Annotated in this window: 16 protein-coding genes; 6 read left to right on the forward strand and 10 right to left on the reverse strand. The window is 45.4% G+C overall.

What is annotated here, in order from left to right:
- Positions 1–89 precede the first annotated feature (89 nt).
- The 5 genes from xni to queF all read right to left on the reverse strand — a co-directional run bounded on the left by xni (position 90) and on the right by queF (position 7,555).
- Positions 90–872: a flap endonuclease Xni gene (gene xni / locus R7Z78_RS18915; RefSeq protein WP_047010150.1), complete on the reverse strand. Its 783-nt coding sequence runs from the start codon at positions 870–872 to the stop codon at positions 90–92.
- A 58-nt stretch (positions 873–930) separates the two neighbouring features.
- On the reverse strand, positions 931–2,307 hold the full coding sequence (gene ppnN, locus R7Z78_RS18920; protein WP_005383611.1) for a nucleotide 5'-monophosphate nucleosidase PpnN: 1,377 nt from the start codon (positions 2,305–2,307) through the stop codon (positions 931–933).
- A 291-nt stretch (positions 2,308–2,598) separates the two neighbouring features.
- Positions 2,599–4,164 carry a sensor domain-containing diguanylate cyclase gene (locus R7Z78_RS18925; protein ID WP_005381978.1) on the reverse strand — a complete coding sequence of 522 codons (1,566 nt, stop codon included), beginning with the start codon at positions 4,162–4,164 and terminating at the stop codon, positions 2,599–2,601.
- A gap of 98 nt (positions 4,165–4,262) precedes the next feature.
- Positions 4,263–6,545: a tetratricopeptide repeat protein gene (locus R7Z78_RS18930; protein WP_017635678.1), complete on the reverse strand. Its 2,283-nt coding sequence runs from the start codon at positions 6,543–6,545 to the stop codon at positions 4,263–4,265.
- Between the two features lie 164 nt (positions 6,546–6,709).
- Positions 6,710–7,555, reverse strand: coding sequence for an NADPH-dependent 7-cyano-7-deazaguanine reductase QueF (gene queF, locus R7Z78_RS18935; protein ID WP_104975931.1), 846 nt, complete (start codon positions 7,553–7,555; stop codon positions 6,710–6,712).
- A gap of 108 nt (positions 7,556–7,663) precedes the next feature.
- Here queF and syd point away from each other — a divergent pair, with 108 nt between their 5' ends.
- Positions 7,664–8,209: a SecY-interacting protein gene (gene syd / locus R7Z78_RS18940; protein WP_005383606.1), complete on the forward strand. Its 546-nt coding sequence runs from the start codon at positions 7,664–7,666 to the stop codon at positions 8,207–8,209.
- A 2-nt stretch (positions 8,210–8,211) separates the two neighbouring features.
- Entirely contained in the window at positions 8,212–8,988 is a 777-nt protein-coding gene (locus R7Z78_RS18945) for a Zn-ribbon-containing protein (protein WP_005383605.1), read from the forward strand.
- A 126-nt stretch (positions 8,989–9,114) separates the two neighbouring features.
- Here the strand turns inward: R7Z78_RS18945 and R7Z78_RS18950 are convergent, their stop codons facing one another.
- The 3 genes from R7Z78_RS18950 to metN are packed head-to-tail and all read right to left on the reverse strand — an operon-like array spanning position 9,115 to position 11,658.
- On the reverse strand, positions 9,115–9,924 hold the full coding sequence (locus R7Z78_RS18950; RefSeq protein ID WP_005381966.1) for a MetQ/NlpA family lipoprotein: 810 nt from the start codon (positions 9,922–9,924) through the stop codon (positions 9,115–9,117).
- A 32-nt stretch (positions 9,925–9,956) separates the two neighbouring features.
- A complete protein-coding gene (locus tag R7Z78_RS18955) occupies positions 9,957–10,634 on the reverse strand; it encodes a methionine ABC transporter permease (RefSeq protein ID WP_005383604.1) in 678 nt (225 codons plus the stop codon).
- Positions 10,624–11,658 (reverse strand): methionine ABC transporter ATP-binding protein MetN, encoded by a 1,035-nt coding sequence (gene metN / locus R7Z78_RS18960; RefSeq protein ID WP_005381962.1) that lies wholly within the window; start codon positions 11,656–11,658, stop codon positions 10,624–10,626. Before metN ends, R7Z78_RS18955 begins: the two co-directional genes overlap by 11 nt.
- Positions 11,659–11,999: 341 nt before the next feature.
- On the opposite strand from metN, the gene gmhB reads away from it, so the two are divergent.
- The 4 genes from gmhB to treC all read left to right on the forward strand — a co-directional run bounded on the left by gmhB (position 12,000) and on the right by treC (position 16,947).
- Positions 12,000–12,551, forward strand: a complete 552-nt coding sequence (gmhB, locus tag R7Z78_RS18965) for a D-glycero-beta-D-manno-heptose 1,7-bisphosphate 7-phosphatase (protein ID WP_005381961.1) — start codon at positions 12,000–12,002, stop codon at positions 12,549–12,551.
- Between the two features lie 74 nt (positions 12,552–12,625).
- On the forward strand, positions 12,626–13,573 hold the full coding sequence (treR, locus tag R7Z78_RS18970) for a trehalose operon repressor TreR (RefSeq protein WP_033905853.1): 948 nt from the start codon (positions 12,626–12,628) through the stop codon (positions 13,571–13,573).
- A 176-nt stretch (positions 13,574–13,749) separates the two neighbouring features.
- Entirely contained in the window at positions 13,750–15,174 is a 1,425-nt protein-coding gene (treB, locus tag R7Z78_RS18975; protein ID WP_104975932.1) for a PTS trehalose transporter subunit IIBC, read from the forward strand.
- A gap of 87 nt (positions 15,175–15,261) precedes the next feature.
- On the forward strand, positions 15,262–16,947 hold the full coding sequence (gene treC / locus R7Z78_RS18980) for an alpha,alpha-phosphotrehalase (protein WP_169644050.1): 1,686 nt from the start codon (positions 15,262–15,264) through the stop codon (positions 16,945–16,947).
- Between the two features lie 99 nt (positions 16,948–17,046).
- On the opposite strand, the gene R7Z78_RS18985 is transcribed toward treC, so the two are convergent.
- Both R7Z78_RS18985 and R7Z78_RS18990 read right to left on the reverse strand, forming a co-directional pair.
- The gene (locus R7Z78_RS18985) at positions 17,047–17,946 is read right to left on the reverse strand and encodes a hypothetical protein (protein WP_104975934.1); all 900 of its coding nucleotides are present in this window, start codon (positions 17,944–17,946) and stop codon (positions 17,047–17,049) included.
- Between the two features lie 131 nt (positions 17,947–18,077).
- Complete coding sequence (locus tag R7Z78_RS18990; protein WP_104975935.1) at positions 18,078–19,598, reverse strand: winged helix-turn-helix domain-containing protein; 1,521 nt, start codon at positions 19,596–19,598, stop codon at positions 18,078–18,080.
- Positions 19,599–19,684 lie beyond the last annotated feature (86 nt).

The raw sequence follows: 19,684 nt of genomic DNA on the forward strand, positions 1-19,684 counted from the left end.
TGGGGATAGTGATTAGAATAGAAAAAGCGCCTTCAAATGGCGCTTTTTTAATATCTGAGGGTTTCATGGTGTGAAACTACCATCGGGCACTACTCCGCTTTGTTTGGCCCTAAAAAGCGAATATCTTGCAAGTTAAAGCCTAGTTCTATATCGCACTTTAAAGCGGCGACGCGTTTACATAAACGAGCAGACTCAATGTGCTCATCCAATTTTTTACGGTATTTCGGTACGAGATCTTCACTAGCGTAGGCAGCTTCAATACTCTCAAACTGAGTGAGAATCTCTTTCGCTGCTTTCGGGCCAATTCCAGGTACGCCCGGAACCTGGCTAGAGCTTATCCCTGTTAATCCCCAGTAATCCGCTAGTTGACTTGGTTTTACGCCAAACTCTTTTTCGATAAATGGTTCATCTAACCAACGGTGTTGGAAATAATCACGGATTTGTAGGGTAGGGGAAAGTAACTGGCAGTAACCTTTGTCTGTGGAAACGATGGTGACTTTTTCACCATGGCTGGCCACTTTCGTTGCGAGTGTAGCAACCAAATCATCTGCTTCATCGCCTTCAGACAGCAATGAATCAATACCTTGCTCCCACCACGCTTGTTGAATCGCATCTAACCCTTGCAGTAGTGGCTGAGGCATTGGTTTTCGGTTTTGCTTATAGTCAGGGAGAATTTCAGCACGCCAACCTCTGTCTTGTTCGTGGTGATCAAAAACCGCGATGATGTGTGTCGGGTTGGCCTCTGACAGAATGCGAGTGAGGGTTCTTTGCGTTGTGGTTATGGTTCTTGCTATGTCGGTTGGATCTGGTTGTGCTGAGTGCACTCGGCGGATCAGGTTTAGGGCATCAATGATAACAAGATGAATAGACATAATGACTTAGCAATAAAAAAGGGGCGTAATGCCCCTAGTGTAACGAATGCTAGCCTGACTATCGACCACCAATTTCCGGGTGAGCGATTCGATAACACGGTTCGTAGTCTGAACCGCCAGGTAATTTCATTCGGTGCTGTTCGACAAAGTCTTTTAGCAACTTATCGAGTTTTTTCATGAGGACTGCGTCTCCATGAATGGTGAAAGGCCCTCTACGTTCTATTTCTCGAATGCCTTCAGCCTTTACGTTACCTGCCACTATGCCAGAGAAGGCTTGACGCAAGTTGGCCGCTAAAACTTGCGGTTCTTGATCTAGGCTTAAATCCAATTGTTCCATCGACTCATGAGTAGGTTCAAATGGCAGTTGGAAGTTTGGCTCAATTTTCAATGACCAGTTAAAGCTGTACGCATCGCCTTTCTCTTTTCGGTGAAGGCGTACCGAGTCCATGGAGCGTTTCATAATACGAGCGACTTCTGCCGGGTCGTCAATGATGATCTCGTAGTGCTTTTGCCCTTCCTCACCAAGTGTGTCGCGAATGAACTCATCAATAGAGCGGAAGTACTCTTCACTCTCTTTTGGTCCTGTTAATACGATAGGCATTGGTTGATCGGCGTTATCCGGGTGCATCATGATGCCAAGAATGTACAGTAGCTCTTCCGCTGTGCCCGGGCCTCCTGGGAAAATAACGATACCATGAGCCATACGGACGAAAGCTTCCAAGCGCTTTTCGATGTCGGGCATGATGACCAGTTCATTTACTATTGGGTTTGGTGGCTCGGCCGCAATAATCGAGGGCTCGGTTAAACCAAGATAACGTTGCTGAGTATAACGTTGCTTTGCGTGCCCAATCGCTGCACCTTTCATCGGCCCTTCCATTGCGCCAGGGCCGCAACCTGTACAGATGTTAAGTTCACGCAGGCCCAGTTCGTTACCCACTTCACGTGTGTACTGATACTCCACTCCATTGATAGAGTGACCACCCCAACATACGACAAGATTCGGTGCGATACCTGGAGTTAATGCTCTTGCATTACGAAGAATGCCGAATACGAGGTTCGTAATGTGAATTGGGTTAGTAAGGTTGAGCCGTTGGGCGTCTGCCAAATGCATGTTTACGTAAACGATATCACGCAATACGGAGAACAGATGCTCTTGGATACCTTTAATTATTTCGCCGTCAACAAAAGCGTGCTCTGGCGGATTAGTCAGCTCAAGCTTAATACCACGCTCACGACGCACGACGTTGACATCAAACGATTGGTATTTATCGAGCAGTTCTTTCGAGTTATCGGTATGGCTACCGGAGTTCAACACCGCTAATGTGCAATTACGGTACAGCTGATAAAGTTCACTCGAGGCTGTGTTCTTTAAGCGCTCTACTTCTAGTTGAGATAGCAAGTCCATGCTACCAGCGGGGCTTATATGGGTAATCATAACGCCTCCTTGTGTTGCATTAATTTGAGGGAAAGTACCAACTTACCTTTTTGGTGTTATACGTATGGTTTGATGAAAGGTAGTTGGCCGATTTGGTTTTATGGTTATCAACTCCCAAGCAACCTCAAGATGATACATTTGCCTTTTATAAATACATCATCTTGAAGTGACTTGGGTTTTTACAGCTTAGCAGACTAAAAGGGAAGAAATGTGATAACTCGTTGAAAATGGGTGGTTATAAAGTGTAGATTGCACCAAATTTGGTTTGTTTGCTCGCTTTTTGTACGAATTCTAGCTCCAGTTAAGCTGGTTTGTTCCACGTTTTTTAGCGTCCGCAAGCATCTTGCCAAGACGATCGAGCACATACTCTGGCGTATCGGACTCTTTGAAAGACGTCGATACAGCAGCTAAGGTAATCATGATATTTTGCTCACGGAACTTAAAGGGTAATTGGCTAATATCACGCTGGATATGCTTAATCAGATCCAGTGTGTATTCTTCAGATTGTTCCGGGACGAGTAGAATGAACTCCTCGCCACCAAAGCGAGCCACTGTTTCCGTTTCTGATACGCGCTTGTTAATAGTACGAGCGATAATCTTCAGCGCTTTATCGCCAGCCGTATAACCATAGCTATCATTCACCGCTTTGAAATTGTCTACATCAAACAGCACAACACGAAGGTTTTGCTGAGAGCGAATCCAACGGCGATACTCTAGCTCTAGTCGATCGTTAAATGCAGTGCGGTTATAAACTTTAGTCAGCGGGTCGAGCAACATACGCTGAGCTTGGTCATCTAAGCGTCGACGATAATCTTGCGTAGTTTCAAATACCGCTTCGAGTTGGTTCTTACTGTAACTTAACCGTTCTTGCAGCGCTTGCTCTCGCTCTTCCGTCATTTTCAGTCGCTCTGTCAGCGACGCCATTTTTTCGAGAAGAGGCGTGATTTCTTTTTTCACAACCGCGATATCTTGAGCTTGATTAAGTGACTTTTGGCTTAATTCAACCAAGCTGTTCATTTCTGTGTTGAGCTCTTGGCGGTGTTCAAAGTAGGTATGATGCTGGTCGACGTTCTGATGAACGGTTTTTAGGTTACTTGCGAGAGAAGTGTTCAGCTGATCAAGGAATTGGCTAGACGCCTCGCGCTCGAACTTTGTTGCTTCGACAACCAATTTCAGCGTTGAGAGCGTAAGCTCAATGAGAGACTCGGCACTCACGCCAAGGAGCAACTTAGCGCGAATATCCAGCAATCTATCGCCTGATTCTCCCTCGAAATCCAGCTCTGTAATAGTATGTTGGAGGTCGCTGGCTAAGCACTCAAGCTGAGATCTGTCGGGATTGTTTTCAAATTCACTAAGATGTAGACGTGAATTAGACGTGATGATTTTCAGAGCGCGTTCGTAAATACTCAGTAGCTTAGTGGCTTGATCAGCTTTATTGCTGGCGTGAACTTCAGAGAAACTCATCAGGTTCCGTAGTTCACGTTTTAACTGCGCAGGTAAGCCCGTGACACGTTGCAGTGTTTCACCACTGTGCTTGATTTGTTCGTCAAGGTAACCGTTCTGTTTATCCATCGTCTTCGACTGCTGTTTGAGCATCCTCTCTAATACCGCTAAACGCGGGATAAGAGTGCTGATATCTTTTTGATGTTGCAGCTCTTGTTGGATTTCAAATAGGTAGTTGGATACCTGAGTATTCGAACCCTGGCAAGCTGAAGACAATGATGCCACAACGCGTTTAAGAACTTGTTGTTCACGTTTGAATTTGAGTGAAGTATCACGATGAGTCAGTCTGAGTTGGTCAAGTTGACAACTCAGCTGATGCAGCTGCGACTGAATATCGGATTCCAAGATTCCCATGAAGTGACTACGGTTAAGTCCATGTACTACTGACAATTATCTGATAATAACAAAAAACTTTATAGCGTCATTAGTTATTACGTTCAACAGGCGTTTAATTATCCATTTTTTAATATTTTCTTGATGTCGTCCTCATTCTTGTAGGACGAATGGATCTTGATCAGGCCTTGGCTAATGGCATGTTGACAGGCAGTTCTTATGTTACCTGTTGCAAAGCTAGCAGCAGGCGCATTATCGATGGCTTTTAAGAACACCCAGTGGCTTTGCTTATCCTTCAAGCTGACTTCTCGTGCGATGTGAGTCGCAAGCAACAACAGATCGAGTAATTCCTCATCGTTAATTGCAGTGTAGGCTCGGGGTAAGAACGGATAATCGCTGATGCCCATACGAATAATACGATTGACGTTGTGTTGCTGAGCGAACTCATCCACCCAAGTCTGGAATTTTTCGAACATGACTTCGGCAGAAGCATCACGGTCAGCGTTCGGTTCTATGTAGAGTAAGTTCGCATCTGAGAAATGATAAAGACGCGACGGTTTTTCTATTTTTTCCGCAAGGAAGTCGCCAAATGCACGTTCTAGTTCTAGACCTGCCTTATAGCCGTTATGGACGTACATGCTTCGTAAGAATGGCAAATCGATCATAACAAAGCGTAGGCGATCATTAAGTGGTTCGTGGATCAATTCACCCATTTGCCATTGCTCGAAAGTTTCGCTCGACTTTTTCAATGAGCGAGACAGCTTAACGTTCAGCATACGCAAGTTACGTAAACGAGAGCGAGAGTGGGTGAAGAGGTCGTTACGCAGTTTTTCGATTTCACTTGCTTGGCGCTGCATAATGACACCGCGGCGCATAATGAACAAAAACATGACCAATACAGTAATAAACAATGCAAATGAGATTTTTTGGAATTTACGATGCTCTCTTTCCACTTGCTCTAAGCGTTCTGATTGACCGATGTAATGGATGGTTTGTTCGGCAAATTCTTTTTGCTGACGGAACGCATCTTCACTGATTTGGTTAAGCTGCTTTTGTTCTAGACGAACGAGGTTGGTGTATTTTTTATAAGCTTGCAGAGAAAGTTTGTATTCGCCTGCCTGCTCGTAACCTAACCCAAGTAAACGGTATGATTGCTGCTTAATGAAGTTGTTATTTTCAGGTGACTTTTCAGCAAGCGCTAACGCCAGCTTTGCATTAGTAATGACGTCTTTACTGTCATTTTGATGATAAGCCAGACCTGACTGAAGCAGGGCAGCCTTTGCTTCAAGCTTAGGAATATTAGTGTATTCTAAAAGCTCTTTAGAGCGGTCTAAGTACTGCTCTGCTAGCGCGTAGTTATAGAGTTGTAGGTAGGTAGCCGCCAAGCTTAAGCGAATTTTAATGATTCTATTGATGTTCTTACTGGTACTTTCATGGTCAAGCACGTTGAAGTAATGCACTAATGCAAGGTTAAACTTACCCTGATAAAAGTAGATGTCGCCCATTTGCTCTAGGACGTCCGCTAGGATCGGAGAGCTAGGGTAAGAGTCATAAAAATCTGCGGCTTGAGATAAGTATTCGATCGCTTTGTCGTACACTCGTCGCTCCTGGAAGAGCCTAGCCAAAAGGCGATTCACTTTTGCTAACCTTGCACCACTGTTACTTTCAATAGATTGCCAATAACCGTATAGCAGTTCTGACAAAGCCAAATTGTATTTCTTGCTATTGAGGTAAAACTCGCCGACGGCTGTGTAGTAGTCGATCAAGGCTAACTCAGAGCGGCTATCGTCAAGCATGGTCTTTGCTTCAGAGTACAAGTTTTCCGCTTTAATGATATCGCCACTATGTGAAGCGAGGAGTGCTCTTTGCATCACTAGTCGGTAGCGAACACTGTCGGTGCGTTGTAATACGGCATCGGCTTCATCGAGCTGTTGTTCAATTTGGTTAAGCGTGTCTTCCGCTTTTGAGTAGTTTTCGTCGTACATCCAAATCATTTGGTTGCGCATCAGCTGGAGATCTAAGTCCATGTACGGCAATTGATATTCTTGCGCTAAGCGTTCCGCTTTATTTAGGTGCTCGATAGCCGAACGAACATTACCCATGGCGTAATCTGCCTGAGCGATAATCTTGTGCGCTTCGATGGTGCTGCTTGGTGTGCGAACGCTACGATCTGTTTCGTCGCGAGACATGGCTGAAGGGCTGTCACTTTCTTTGCGTTCTGTTAGTTCACGCTGTGACAAATAGTTGGTTGCCGCTTGTTTTGCTTGTGATGGCTCTATTTCCGCCAATTGTTGTGCTTCGTTGAGTAACGCGGACGATAAAATGGTTGCATGAAGTGGCTGTACAAACAGCAAGCAAAGAAAGCCAATCAATTTGAATAGACGCGAACTGTCCCAAAACATCCTTTCGTTCCCTCGAACTGTTTTTAGATATGGCGATAACGGCGAAAAGCCTCAATTAGCCGTTTAAATGCGGGTTGAAGCCATTTGATATAGTAACATGCTTGGACAATAAAAACGTCCGGCAACCCTTTAGATTGCCGAACTTATTTCTGTTGCCTATGCGCTTACTGACGAGCCATACGGTGATTGTGAGCAGGCTTATCTTGTTCCGTTGAGCGGTAAGGGTTGATATCCAAGCCACCACGACGCGTATAGCGGGCAAATACGGTCAGTTTGCTTGGTTGGCAGTATTTCATTAGATCCGTAAAAATACGCTCTACACACTGCTCGTGGAACTCATTGTGCTCGCGGAAAGACACTAAGTAACGTAACAGCTTCTCACGTTCTATTTTTGCGCCTTGGTAGCGAATTTCTACACTGCCCCAGTCGGGTTGGTTAGTGATCAAACAGTTTGATTTCAATAGGTGGCTATGTAGCACCTCTTCAACTTGTACTTCACCTGCTGCACCTTCAAGCAAATCGGCATCGAAATCGTAACTGGTGATGTCAATGTCTTGGTCATCAATACATTCACCGTCCATTGTCACGATAGGTTGATTGGTATAGTGAGTCACTGGATTCACCTCAACCAGCACCTTTTCACCTGCGCATTCAGACAGGTCTTGTGTTAAACGCTCAGTCACTTCTTCCCAGCTTGCAAAGCGGGTTTGGTTGTAGCTGTTTAAGTACAGTTTGAAAGACTTCGATTCAATCAAGTTTGCGCTGGTGGCTGGAATGTATACTTCGCCAACGGCCACTTGTGGTAAACCTTTACTATTTAACCAAGACAGTTCATACAGCGTCCAAATGTCGTGCCCCATGAAAGGCAGAGTATCGCCTAACTGAAGGTCATCTCGGTTCAGGCTGCGAGGGACTGGTTGCAGCAAGCTTGGGTCATACTGGTTCGCATACTCGGTCGTTTTACCTAGTGTTAGGCCAGCAAGCTCTTTAGCGTCAGAATATTTGCTCATACTTTGTGGTCGTTTTCGATTAGAATGGCGAGAATTTTACTGAATCCGCTGGTCAATTGCCATCAGGCAAGTACGGCTATCTGATAAATAAGGAATGAGGAGACCTTCATGACCCAAAACGTTACTCAGGCGCTACAAGAGTTCAGCCTGCGCTACCAACAAGCTTGGCAAGCTAAGCACAATGAGTTGCCAAGCAGTGAAGAGCTTGCAGAGCTTGTTTCTCCTTGTGTCGAAGAGAAGCGTGATGGAAAGGTGCTTTGGAAAGCGGTCGCACGTGATGAAATGGCCGATTTCACCAATGTGGAAAATGCGATTGAGTTGTCACTGCAAGATGATGTTAAAGCCTTTTATGGTTCTCAATACTGCGCCGATATGGAGGCAACTTGGCAAGGTAATTCGTTGACGCTGCTGCAAGTCTGGAGCGATGATGATTTCGTGCGTCTACAAGAAAATATTCTTGGTCATTTGGTGACGCAGCGCCGCTTGAAACTTAAACCAACAGTATTTATCGCAGCGACAGGTGAGGAAATGGATGTGATTTCTATTTGTAACCTCACTGGCAATGTGATTCTAGAGCGTTTGGGCACCTCTAAACGTGATGTATTGGCAGATTCATTGGTTGAGTTCTTGAATAAGTTAGAGGCTGCCGTCTAAGTATGTATGTTGTTGAGTTGCAGTTTGAGTGTTTTGATAACACCACCGTCAGCGCGGTAGACAAAGCCATTAATGGCTTGATGGATGCTCTGCGTTACAACGGCCAAGTATTAGGTCGTGAATTTCCGATAGTGATGGGAGAAGGTGAATTTTTCGTTCGTGTTGTTTGCCCAGAACAAGACAGCTTGCATCCACGTTATCACTCAGATTTCGTCAAAGTGTGCATGAACCGTTTGTCGGATGCGTCTTTGCTTGCACCGAAAATGCGTATGCTGGGGCGTGATTTGAATTCAGAACAAGCAGCCGAAGAAGAGACACCTAGCTGGCAAGTGTTGTACACGACTTATGTTCATACGTGTTCGCCTTTGCGAAGTGGTGAAACCCTGTTGCCAATTCCTTTGTATCGTAATGAGCCAACACTTAATGGAGACCATAAAGCTGTCATTAAGTGGCAGACTGAGTGGCAAGCGTGTGATGAAATCCAAATGGCAGGGGGCTGCCGAGCGGAACATGCGGCGCTGCACGAAATTTGCGATGTGGATAGTGTGCTGTTTCGCCGAGGTTGGGACTTACGTGGCCGTATCGAATACATCACGAAGATCCCTACGTACTATTACCAGTATCGTGTCGGTGGTCAGTCGCTGGAGAGCGAGAAAGCGCGCAAGTGTCCAAAATGCGATGGCGAGTGGCTACTCGATGAGCCACTACATGACATATTTCATTTTAAGTGTGATGACTGCCGAATCGTGTCGAATATCTCTTGGGACCATCTTAAGTAGCGAATTGAAGCTACTTAAATGGGCAGATAGACAAATAGAAAGGGCTGATGTTTTCACATCAGCCCTTTTGTGTTTAGAACGTTTATGTTTAGAACGTTGTTTTCAGTCATGTTTTGAAAAGTGGGATTACCAACCTTTCACAACACCGCCTTTGAACAGCTCTTTTGCCGCTTCGTAAACTTCTTCCGTTTGGTAAGCTTTTACGAAGTTTTGTACGTTTTGCGCATTAACATTTTCTTCGCGAGCGACAATTAGGTTTACGTATGGTGAGTCTTTATCTTCAACGAACACGCCGTCACGCTCTGGCGATAGGTCGATAGAGCTTGCGTAAGTGGTGTTGATGATAGATAGCGTTACGTCATCCAGTGAACGTGGAAGCTGTGGGGCTTCTAGTTCAATGATTTCGATATTTTTAGGGTTGCCTACGATGTCACGTACTGTAGCGAGTAGACCAACGCCATCACGTAGCGTAATCAAACCTTGTTGCTCAAGAAGCAGTAGTGAGCGACCTAGGTTCGTTGGGTCGTTTGGTACTGCGATGCGTGCGCCATCTTGAATTTCATCAATTGATTTTACTTGCTTTGAGTAACCAGCAATAGGGTAAACGAATGAGTTACCCGCGATAGCCAGTTTGTAGCCGCGGTCTTTCACTTGTTGGTCTAGGTATGGTTTGTGCTGGAACGCATTCGCGTCTACTGAACCATCATCCAGAGCGGCGTTTGGTGTTACGTAATCGGTAAATGTTACTAGCTCAACGTCTAGGTTGTATTTCTCTTTTGCTACTTTAGCGGCAACTTCGGCTACTTGTGCTTCAGCACCAGCAATAACGCCAACTTTTACTTTGTTTACGTCTACTTCTTTGTCGCCGCAACCCGCTAGAGCAAGAGCAGAGGCGGCCGTTGCTACAGTCAAAAGACCTTTAAGGCTAAATTTCATCTTTATCTCCTTATAATTTGTATTTTTGATGCTTATCTGTGGTCTACACGGCGCACCACTGCGTCGCCGATAGACTGAATAATCTGTACTAGAACAATCAACATCACGACAGTCACGGCCATGATAGTTACATCGTAGCGGTGGAAACCGTAACGAATGGCTACGTCACCTAGGCCGCCGCCGCCTACCGTACCCGCCATAGCTGAGTAGCTAACGAGAGTGACCAAGGTAATCGTTACTGAGTTAACAATAGTCGGCATTGCTTCAGGTAGTAGAACTTTTGTGATGATCTGTGTTGGTGTCGCCCCCATTGACTGCGCTGCTTCCACCAAGCCTGTCGGTACTTCTAATAAAGCACCTTCAATAAGACGAGCGACAAAAGGAATGGCGCCAATAGTCAGTGGGACGATTGCTGCGGTTGTACCGATAAAGGTTCCAACTAGCATTTTTGTCACTGGAATAATCGCAACCATCAGTACGAGGAATGGCACAGAACGACCAATGTTAACGATAGCGCCTAAGCCGCTATTTAGTTTGGTGTTTTCAAGTAGGCCGCCTTTCTTAGTAATATGGAGGATTACGCCTAATGGAATACCCACAGCAAAGCCGACTAATCCGGCAACCGCAACCATGTAAAGCGTTTCCCACGTTGCACCTAAAAGTAGTTTGCTGTTTAAGCTCAGCCATTCAGAAATCGTATTAAAGGACATAACCAAGTACCTCTACTTTTACGTTGTGCTTACGCAGGTATTCAAGAGCTGCGTTGTCATCTTCTTCGTTACCAAATAGCTCTGCGACCATCATGCCGAATTTCACGCCACCAGCGTAATCAAGGTCGGAACTCAAAATACTCACATCAATATTGTATTTACGAGAAATTTGCGACATTAACGGTGCATCGACGGTTGCGCCAGTAAACTCTAAGCGAACCAACGGGTAGCTGCCATCAACACGCTCTGCTTGCAGACGAGCTTGGTAATCTTCAGGAATGGAAAGATCCAGCGTTGAGCGAATGAATTGGTGCGCTAGCTCTGTCTTAGGGTGCGCAAAAATATCGCCAACGGTGCCTTTTTCCACCAGCTCACCACCACCGATGATTGCTACTTCGTGACAGATACTTTTTACGACTTCCATTTCGTGAGTGATAAGTAAAATCGTGATGTTGAGTTTGCGGTTGATCTCTTTCAATAACTCAAGGATAGATTGAGTTGTTGCCGGGTCGAGCGCACTAGTGGCCTCATCACAAAGCAGCACGCTAGGATCGGATGCCAATGCACGAGCAATTGCCACACGCTGTTTTTGTCCGCCACTTAAGTTAGATGGGTAGCTCTCGTGTTTGTCGGCTAAGCCCACAAGCTTTAGCAACTCAGTTACTTTTGTTGTGATTTGCGATTTGTCTTTACCTGCCAGTTCTAGTGGCAGTGCTACATTATCAAACACAGTACGAGACGAAAGCAGGTTAAAGTGCTGGAAGATCATGCCAATGTTACGGCGTGTTTCGACTAGTTGTTTTTTGCTGAGTTTGGTTAGATCCACACCATCAACGATGATGGAACCAGAGGTCGGCGCTTCTAACATGTTGACACAGCGGATCAGCGTACTTTTACCAGCACCTGATGAACCGATAACACCAAAGATGGTGCCTTTGTCGATGTGTAAGTTAATGTCTTTCAGGGCAAGGATTTCCTTACTGCCTTGGTAGAACACTTTATTGACGTTTTTTATTTCTATCATGTTTCAACCTGCCCAAAGATACGGGGAACTTCGCTGTCAAAAACGGCCTTTGACAGAACTTAATGTTGAGCTTTATCTCAATTTTCAGTTGATGCTATGGGTTAAGCAGAATGAAGTCAATAGATATTTTTACGTCTAGACGTCTAAATGTATGGATGTTCTGTTTTGAAACGAAGATGTATAGATAACAAGCAGGAGGTAGACGGCGGGGCACCCTCAGATTTACCGATTCTTGCCCAACAAATCAACCGTTTTGTCGAGGCCTAGAATGAATTAGATAGTGTTGAAGTTTATAAGGTATGTAATAATCTGATTAAACCGAGTTAATAGAGAAATACGTTTTGGCAAAACCTGCTGTTTTTATCGATCGTGATGGCGTAATAAACGTTGACCACGGCTACGTTCATGACGAACATGATTTTGAGTACATTGATGGTGTATTTGAAGCGACGAAAGCGCTAAAAGATAAAGGCTACCTTCTAGTGTTAGTGACGAATCAATCGGGCATCGCACGCGGTAAATTCAGTGAAGACCGTTTCTTGTCTCTGACTCAATGGATGGATTGGAACTTTGCTGATAATGGTGTTGAGTTCGATGGTATCTATTACTGTCCACATCATCCAGAACATGGCATTGGCGAGTACAAGCAAGATTGTGAGTGCCGTAAGCCAAAACCAGGCATGTTCATTTCTGCGCGTGACTTCTTGAAGATCGACATGGAGAAATCTGTGATGATCGGCGATAAAGCTGAAGACATGATGGCAGCAGAAGCGGCAGGCGTTGGCACTAAGATTTTGGTTCGCACTGGTAAGCCAGTAACGGAACAGGGCGAAGCCATTGCAACGGTAGTATTAGATAGCATTGCAGATGTGCCTGCGTACTTAAACAAGTAATCTTCATTACTGACTGAGATAAGGGAAGCCACTGCTTCCCTTTTGTTTGATTCCTTCTTTTAATCTGAACACTTATGAGCAAAAAACTCACCATTCTTGATATCGCAAAATTGGCAGGCGTGGGCAAATCAACAGTAAGCCGTGTGCTTACTAACGATCCCAAGGTAAAACCGCAAACGCGTGAGAAGGTAGAGCAAATCATTCGTGAATCAGGCTACGTCCCATCAAAGTCGGCGCAGTCGATGCGTGGTGGCAGTCAAAAGGTTATTGGGGTTATCATCTCCCGTTTAGATTCACCATCAGAAAATCGCGCCGTTGGTACCATGCTCAATGCTTTGTATTCCGCTGGTTATGATGCGGTGATCATGGAGAGCCAATTCGATCGCGATAAAACCAATGAGCATTTGGATGTGCTTAAACGTCGCAACGTCGATGGGGTGATCGTGTTTGGCTTTACTGGATGTGATGAGCGAGCATTGGCGGAGTGGGGGAATCGTATCGTCGTGATCGCGATGGACACGCAAATGGTTTCCTCGATCAACTACGATAACCAAGGTGTGATAGACATGGCTTTGTCTCATCTTGAGCAGCAATCTTTATCTCGCATTGCTTATATTGGTGTTGACCCTGAAGACAAAACCACTGGCTTAGCTCGTCTAAATGCTTATAAAGCTTGGTGTCAACGCAAACAAATTACACCTTGTTTCCAGACGGGTAAGTTGAGCCATGAAAGTGCTTATCAGTTGGTAGACAAAGTCCTTCAATCTGACACTCAGGCCATCGTGTGCGCCAGTGACACCATCGCGTTGGGCGTGATTAAGCGTCTTCAAGAGTTAGGCCGTGAAGATGTGGTTGTGACAGGTGTTGGTGGTAATGAATTGCTCTCTTTCCTTTTCCCTAAAGTATTTAGTGTCGACCCCGGTTATACCCTTGCAGGTGAGAAGTCCGCTAACATGCTGATCAATCAATTAAATGGCGATGAGGAAGTGGTTCACTTTACTCAACAGCCTATCGTTTATTGACCCACACTAAAACGATCTGCTCTAAAATTATACTGTGATCACTCTCAATTAATGGGACTGTTCCCATTTTGTTTTTTGCCTTCGGATGGCAATATTAAAATTAAGAAATGGGAATGTTCCCATTTATAAAAACAAAATGATGAATCGAATGTATCCAATACAGGGTGGACAAAGTTATGAGTAAGATTGCGCGTAAAGACGTGGAGCGTCTTATTGAGCTGGTCGGGGGGCCGGACAATATTGCCAGTGTAAGTCACTGTTTAACTCGCTTGCGTTTTGTTCTAAATGATACGGACAAAGCAGATACGAAACAGTTAGAAGCATTACCGATGGTGAAGGGCTGTTTTACCAACGCAGGCCAGTTCCAAGTGGTTATCGGTACTGAAGTGGATGAAGTTTACAAGGTACTGATCGGACTGACGGGTAAAAGTGAAGCCAGCAAAGACGAAGCGAAGAACGCTGCTCGTCAAAACATGAATATCGTTGAGCGTGGTATTTCCCACCTTGCAGAAATCTTTGTACCACTGCTGCCTGCGATCATTACCGGTGGTCTGATTCTTGGCTTCCGTAACGTGATTGGCGACATCAAGATGTTTGATGGTCAAACGCTAACGGAAATCAGCCAGTTTTGGGCAACTGTACACTCTTTCTTATGGCTGATTGGTGAGGCGATCTTCTTCTTCCTACCAGTTGGCGTGTGTTGGTCGACAGTGAAAAAACTCGGCGGTACTCCGATTTTGGGTATCACATTGGGTGTCACGCTGGTTTCGCCACAGTTAATGAACGCCTACCTAATTGGTAAGCAAGTGCCTGAAGTATGGGACTTTGGCTTATTTGCCATCGAGAAAGTGGGCTACCAAGCGCAAGTGATTCCGGCAATGCTCGCTGGTATGGCACTGGCGTTTATTGAAACCAACTTAAAACGCATCATTCCGTCTTACCTTTACCTAGTGGTTGTGCCGTTTGTCTCTATCATCGTGTCTGTGATTCTTGCGCACTCTATCATTGGTCCATTCGGTCGTATGTTGGGTGACGGCGTTGCTTTCGCAGCAAAAGCAGCCATGACGGGTGACTTCGCTATGATTGGCTCAACCATCTTCGGCTTCCTATACGCGCCATTGGTCATTACTGGTATTCACCACACTACCAACGCGGTAGACCTTCAACTGATGCAAGAGCTAGGCGGTACGCCAATTTGGCCTCTGATTGCACTTTCAAACATTGCTCAAGCGTCTGCGGTCGTCGGCATCATTATCATCAGTAAAAAACACGGCGAGCGTGATATCTCAGTGCCTGCGGCTATCTCTGCTTACCTTGGCGTGACTGAACCGGCGATGTACGGCATCAACTTGAAATACAAGTTCCCAATGCTGAGCGCGATGATCGGTAGTGCGTGTGCTGCTGCTATTTGTGGTAGTGCGGGCGTAATGGCGAACGGTATCGGTGTGGGCGGTTTGCCGGGCATCTTGTCTATCCAACCGCAGTTCTGGGGCATTTTTGCTTTGGCTATGTTAGTCGCAATGCTGGTACCTGCTGCATTAACGTTAATTCTTTATAAGCGTGCACAAGCCAAAGGTGAGCTTGAGCCTGTAAACGCGTAATTCTATTTGAGGCAGTGACTTGGCTGCCTCCTCCTATTTTTCTTTTCAAATTTTAAGTTTCCGATTACTGGTAAGTGAGTGTTAGAAATGGCTATGACCAAGCATGATGAGAGCTGGTGGAAAACCGCAACCATCTATCAAATTTACCCAAAAAGCTTTTGTGACAGCGGCAGTAAAGGCACGGGCGACATCAAAGGGATCATTTCTAAGCTGGATTATCTTAAGCACCTTGGTGTGGATGCGATTTGGCTGACGCCGGTTTACCAATCGCCAATGATCGACAACGGTTATGACATCTCCGATTACTACTCGATCAACCCTGAGTTCGGCACGATGCAAGACTTTGATACTTTGCTAGCAGAAGCGCATCAGTTGGGTATTCGTATCATCATGGACATTGTAGTGAACCACACGTCGACAGAACACAAGTGGTTCCAATCCGCACTGGGTGATAAAAACAGCCCATACCGTGATTACTACATCTGGAAAGATCCGGTAGATGGTGCTGAACCAAACAACTGGCAATCAAAGTTTGGTGGCAACGCTTGGGCGCTGGATGAAAAAACAGGCCAGTACTATTTGCACCTTTTTGCTAAAGAGCAAGCGGACTTAAACTGGGAAAACCCAGTAGTGCGTGAAGAAGTGAAAGAAGTCATCAGCTTCTGGGCAGACAAAGGTGTCGATGGTTTCCGTCTTGACGTGATCAACCTGATTTCCAAGCAGCAAGATTTCCCAAGTGACGATATTGGTGATGGTCGTCGTTTCTACACGGATGGTCCACGTGTGCACGAATACCTTCAAGAGATTAGCGAATCTGTGTTTCAAAAATACGGCAGCGTGACGGTGGGTGAAATGTCTTCCACCACGCTAGAGCACTGCCAGCAATATTCTTCGCTAGACGGCAAAGAGCTATCCATGGTGTTCAACTTTCATCATCTGAAAGTCGATTATCCAAATGGTGAAAAATGGACCAAAGCGCCGTTTGATTTCATTCAGTTAAAACAGATCTTCAATCATTGGCAAACGGGCTTAAATGGCAAAGGGTGGGGGGCGCTGTTCTGGTGTAACCACGACCAGCCACGCGTTGTGAGCCGATTAGGTAACGACGAGCAATACCGTGTTGAATCTGCCAAGATGCTTGCGGCATCAGTGCACATGATGCAAGGCACACCTTATGTTTACCAGGGGGAAGAGATCGGCATGACCAACCCGGGTTATACCGAAATCAGCCAATATCGTGATGTTGAAAGTACTAACATGTACGACATCATGGTCAACCGTGATGGTGTATCTCATGACGATATGATGGCGATCTTGGCGCAAAAGTCGCGTGATAACTCACGTACACCAATGCAATGGAACAGTGCAAAACACGCGGGCTTTACTGAGGGCACGCCGTGGCTTGAAGTGGCGCAGAATTACTCTGAAATCAATGCTGAAGCTGCGGTTGCCGATTTAAACTCGGTGTTCTACTTTTACAAGCGTCTGATTGAACTGCGTAAACAGGTTCCAGTCATCACCGATGGTCGTTATGAAGATTTACTGCCAGAGCACAAACGTATTTTTGCTTACGCTCGTCAGAACGATAAGCAAACGCTGCTGTGTATCAATAACTACTATGCTGAAGAGGTGGAATGCGTTCTGCCAGAACGTTTTGATATGAGTAAAGCGAAAAACTTGCTATCTAACTATCAAAACTCAGCGAGCGCAGTCGCGTCAAACCATCAAGTGTTACGACCTTACGAAACTCGTATTTTATTGATAGAAGAATAAACTCGGGTGTCATCACCCCTAAGATTGATGTTCGAGATGAAGGCTTTGGTGTGCTCCCCAAAGCCTTCTTTTATTGAGATATCTATAAAAAATGCGAGCTTATTTTGTTTCAATCGCTGTTAGCTGCACTTTCTCTTCGTTGATTTGTACTTGTTGTACTTTCAGCAGTTCAATTTGTTCTATCAGACCTAAGCTCGGATTAAACCAACGTTCTGCCGAAGTGGCGAACTCCATTGAGTCCATATCATCACAGTTTAGGTTGTAGATGTTCTCTTCCATCAGGTATGCCGCTTCAATTTTCTTGCCTGAGATCGAGAACGCTTTACGCATACCAGTCTCTCGGATTTGCTGTTGCCAAACCACTTGGCAAGATGCTGTCATAGGAAGGTTTTGTACCCACTCATGATCTTCAAAACGGTCTAGAAGGTTGTGAACTGCGTAGCCTGTAAGAGTGGTTTGCAGAGACATAGTTTCTTCACCGATGTCAATATTCGGGCTTTTCTCTTTTACGTCGTCACCGTTTAGGCGGAAAATCGGACTGCTGTGCATAAGCATGGCAATAAACTGATGACCAATGAAATAAGCGTCAGTGATTTCATGGAGTGCACCATCTGATCCTGCAAAGTAAAGCGTATTGCTCTCTTCGTCGTCGTTGTACTGCTCGTCTGAATAGTAGAACTGTTCGGCGCCGTAGTTCACCAAGTCATTAACCAACTGGACCATTGCCTCGCTGTTTGGGATTTGTGCCAATGCTGCCAATATTTGCTCGCTATCCATCGCTTGGAAGCTCAGTTTCATGTCGCCTTCTGGTTGGCCATCCAAGCTAAATGCGTAGTTTAGCTGTGTGCTTGGCGTGGGAGCGAAGATTGAGTTGTGAATCGAGACGTCGAAACTTTCTTGAGGCACTTTGTTTGGATTCGCACTGCCAGAAGACGAACCTCCGCCACAGCCGTAAAGAGCCAGAGTTGCTGCTGCGATAAGCGTCATTTTGTTTAGCATGGTTTACATTCCTGATTGATAAGGCCGCTTCATGTTGGGCCGTTGCTTGAATGCGAGCATGCTAAGTTCAGCGAGAGAAAAAGGGCAAAAAACAAAAGCTAACAGGGGTTAACGAAAGCTTAATTTTATATTTAGGTCTTTGTTTTATTGGTGGTTATTTCGTTGGCCACATTAGTGCAATACTCGTTAATGAGCGCTTTCCATCGGCTTATGATTTCTTGATCGGTCACACTAACATGCAACGTTTTCCACGGTTGGAGGCAAGTCTCTTTTGATTCAGATTGAGAAAGACGCTCAAACAAGGTTTCGGAAGGTAAAACGCGCAGCAGCGCCACCAGTGATTCCATGTAGTTGAGACGGAACTGTTCAAGTTTGTTCTGCTTGTAAGCAATGTGAGACACAAAGGTATAAATCAGTGCGTTTTGGATACGTGAGTCGCCATCTGGTGTCGTTAACAGGGCTTTTGCCCTGTCTAAGTTACCTAATTTGAAATGCAATAGACCTAACCAGAGGCTCAGCTCATCTGGCAAAACATCAAACGACGATTGTACTTGAGTTAAATACGCTTCCAGCTTTTGATGTTCGTGCTCGTATAAGGCGAGATGTCTTGCCGTTGTTATAGCCGCAAACTCATCAGATTGTCGGAGAGGTTGGCTAGAAAAGGCATTCTCGAATAACATTTTTTTGTGAAGATCCGAAAGCTGCCACGTACTTGCCGAAGGTGCAGGCAGATTGAAGTATTGCGCGACATCCGAGTGCATTTGGAAAATATCCGATTGTAAGGCAGATAAACGCAGTGTGTACTCATTGCGAAACGCCAGCTTGCCCGTCGCAGGATAAATAAGGTTCATCTGCGCTTTCAAGATGCCCTGTTTTGTGCCGTCTTTTAACTCGATATTGAGCTCGTAGTCGCTGGTCTGCATGTTTCGTGCGCCAGGGAAATATGGCGTATGACCGATAGGATCAAGAAAGTAACTAGGAGCATCTTGGTTGGCGATGTCGGTGTATGGATATTCGACCTGTTGTTGCAGCAAGATGGCTTTGACCAGTATGCGGTATTTTCGCGCCTGGGAGCCGATTGAATCGACACGGTTGAGTAGTAGCTCGACTTTGGGAATCAGTAGTTGATGACGTGTTTGTTGTGTTGAGATTTCTTGGCGTTGCCATAACAAGCTTGCGAGTGTCATGCTACATACCGCAAGTATGGCACATAAGCTGTAAGCAAAAATCAGCTTGAAGTTCTTATTACTCGCCACCTGGGTTGAGATAACGCGCCGATGGTTTTTCGCTGGTGGCACTAAACGAATATTGGCAGGGTTAAGAAAGTAGCCTTTGCGGGGGTAAGTGACCAAGAGCTTAGCGGCATCGTATTCGGGTAAGTACTGCTGTAGCAGGGCACGTAAGGTGCTAATGCGGTTCGTGAGCACATTCTTAGAGATGAACTTGCTCTGCCAAATGGTTTCAATAATGGTGTCAGCAGAGAGTGGGTGGCCAACGCTTGTTAACAGCAGTTCTAATAATTCAATGGTGCGAGGTTCAAGATCAATCGCGATAGCATCTTGATGAAGGGTCTGTGTCTTCGGGTTATAGATCAGCTCTCCAATCGCAATACAACTGTGAGTCTGTTTAGCTTGTTGCAGAAAGTCGCGCATACCGTACCGATCTATTTGGAAATCGCGAAGTATTATATAGCGATTGGAGCGCGAAATCTTATAAATCGCGCTTCAATCACTATCAA

The sequence above is a fragment of the Vibrio sp. 1167 genome, assembly GCF_033340375.1.
In the GTDB taxonomy this organism is placed as follows: domain Bacteria; phylum Pseudomonadota; class Gammaproteobacteria; order Enterobacterales; family Vibrionaceae; genus Vibrio; species Vibrio alginolyticus.

Coding starts and splice junctions, on each gene's coding strand:
- xni (WP_047010150.1), bottom strand. CDS start 872: ATGTCTATTCATCTTGTTATCATTGATGCCCTAAACCTGATCCGCCGA.
- ppnN (WP_005383611.1), bottom strand. CDS start 2,307: ATGATTACCCATATAAGCCCCGCTGGTAGCATGGACTTGCTATCTCAA.
- R7Z78_RS18925 (WP_005381978.1), bottom strand. CDS start 4,164: ATGGGAATCTTGGAATCCGATATTCAGTCGCAGCTGCATCAGCTGAGT.
- R7Z78_RS18930 (WP_017635678.1), bottom strand. CDS start 6,545: ATGTTTTGGGACAGTTCGCGTCTATTCAAATTGATTGGCTTTCTTTGC.
- queF (WP_104975931.1), bottom strand. CDS start 7,555: ATGAGCAAATATTCTGACGCTAAAGAGCTTGCTGGCCTAACACTAGGT.
- syd (WP_005383606.1), top strand. CDS start 7,664: ATGACCCAAAACGTTACTCAGGCGCTACAAGAGTTCAGCCTGCGCTAC.
- R7Z78_RS18945 (WP_005383605.1), top strand. CDS start 8,212: ATGTATGTTGTTGAGTTGCAGTTTGAGTGTTTTGATAACACCACCGTC.
- R7Z78_RS18950 (WP_005381966.1), bottom strand. CDS start 9,924: ATGAAATTTAGCCTTAAAGGTCTTTTGACTGTAGCAACGGCCGCCTCT.
- R7Z78_RS18955 (WP_005383604.1), bottom strand. CDS start 10,634: ATGTCCTTTAATACGATTTCTGAATGGCTGAGCTTAAACAGCAAACTA.
- metN (WP_005381962.1), bottom strand. CDS start 11,658: ATGATAGAAATAAAAAACGTCAATAAAGTGTTCTACCAAGGCAGTAAG.
- treR (WP_033905853.1), top strand. CDS start 12,626: ATGAGCAAAAAACTCACCATTCTTGATATCGCAAAATTGGCAGGCGTG.
- treB (WP_104975932.1), top strand. CDS start 13,750: ATGAGTAAGATTGCGCGTAAAGACGTGGAGCGTCTTATTGAGCTGGTC.
- treC (WP_169644050.1), top strand. CDS start 15,262: ATGGCTATGACCAAGCATGATGAGAGCTGGTGGAAAACCGCAACCATC.
- R7Z78_RS18985 (WP_104975934.1), bottom strand. CDS start 17,946: ATGCTAAACAAAATGACGCTTATCGCAGCAGCAACTCTGGCTCTTTAC.
- R7Z78_RS18990 (WP_104975935.1), bottom strand. CDS start 19,598: ATGCGCGACTTTCTGCAACAAGCTAAACAGACTCACAGTTGTATTGCG.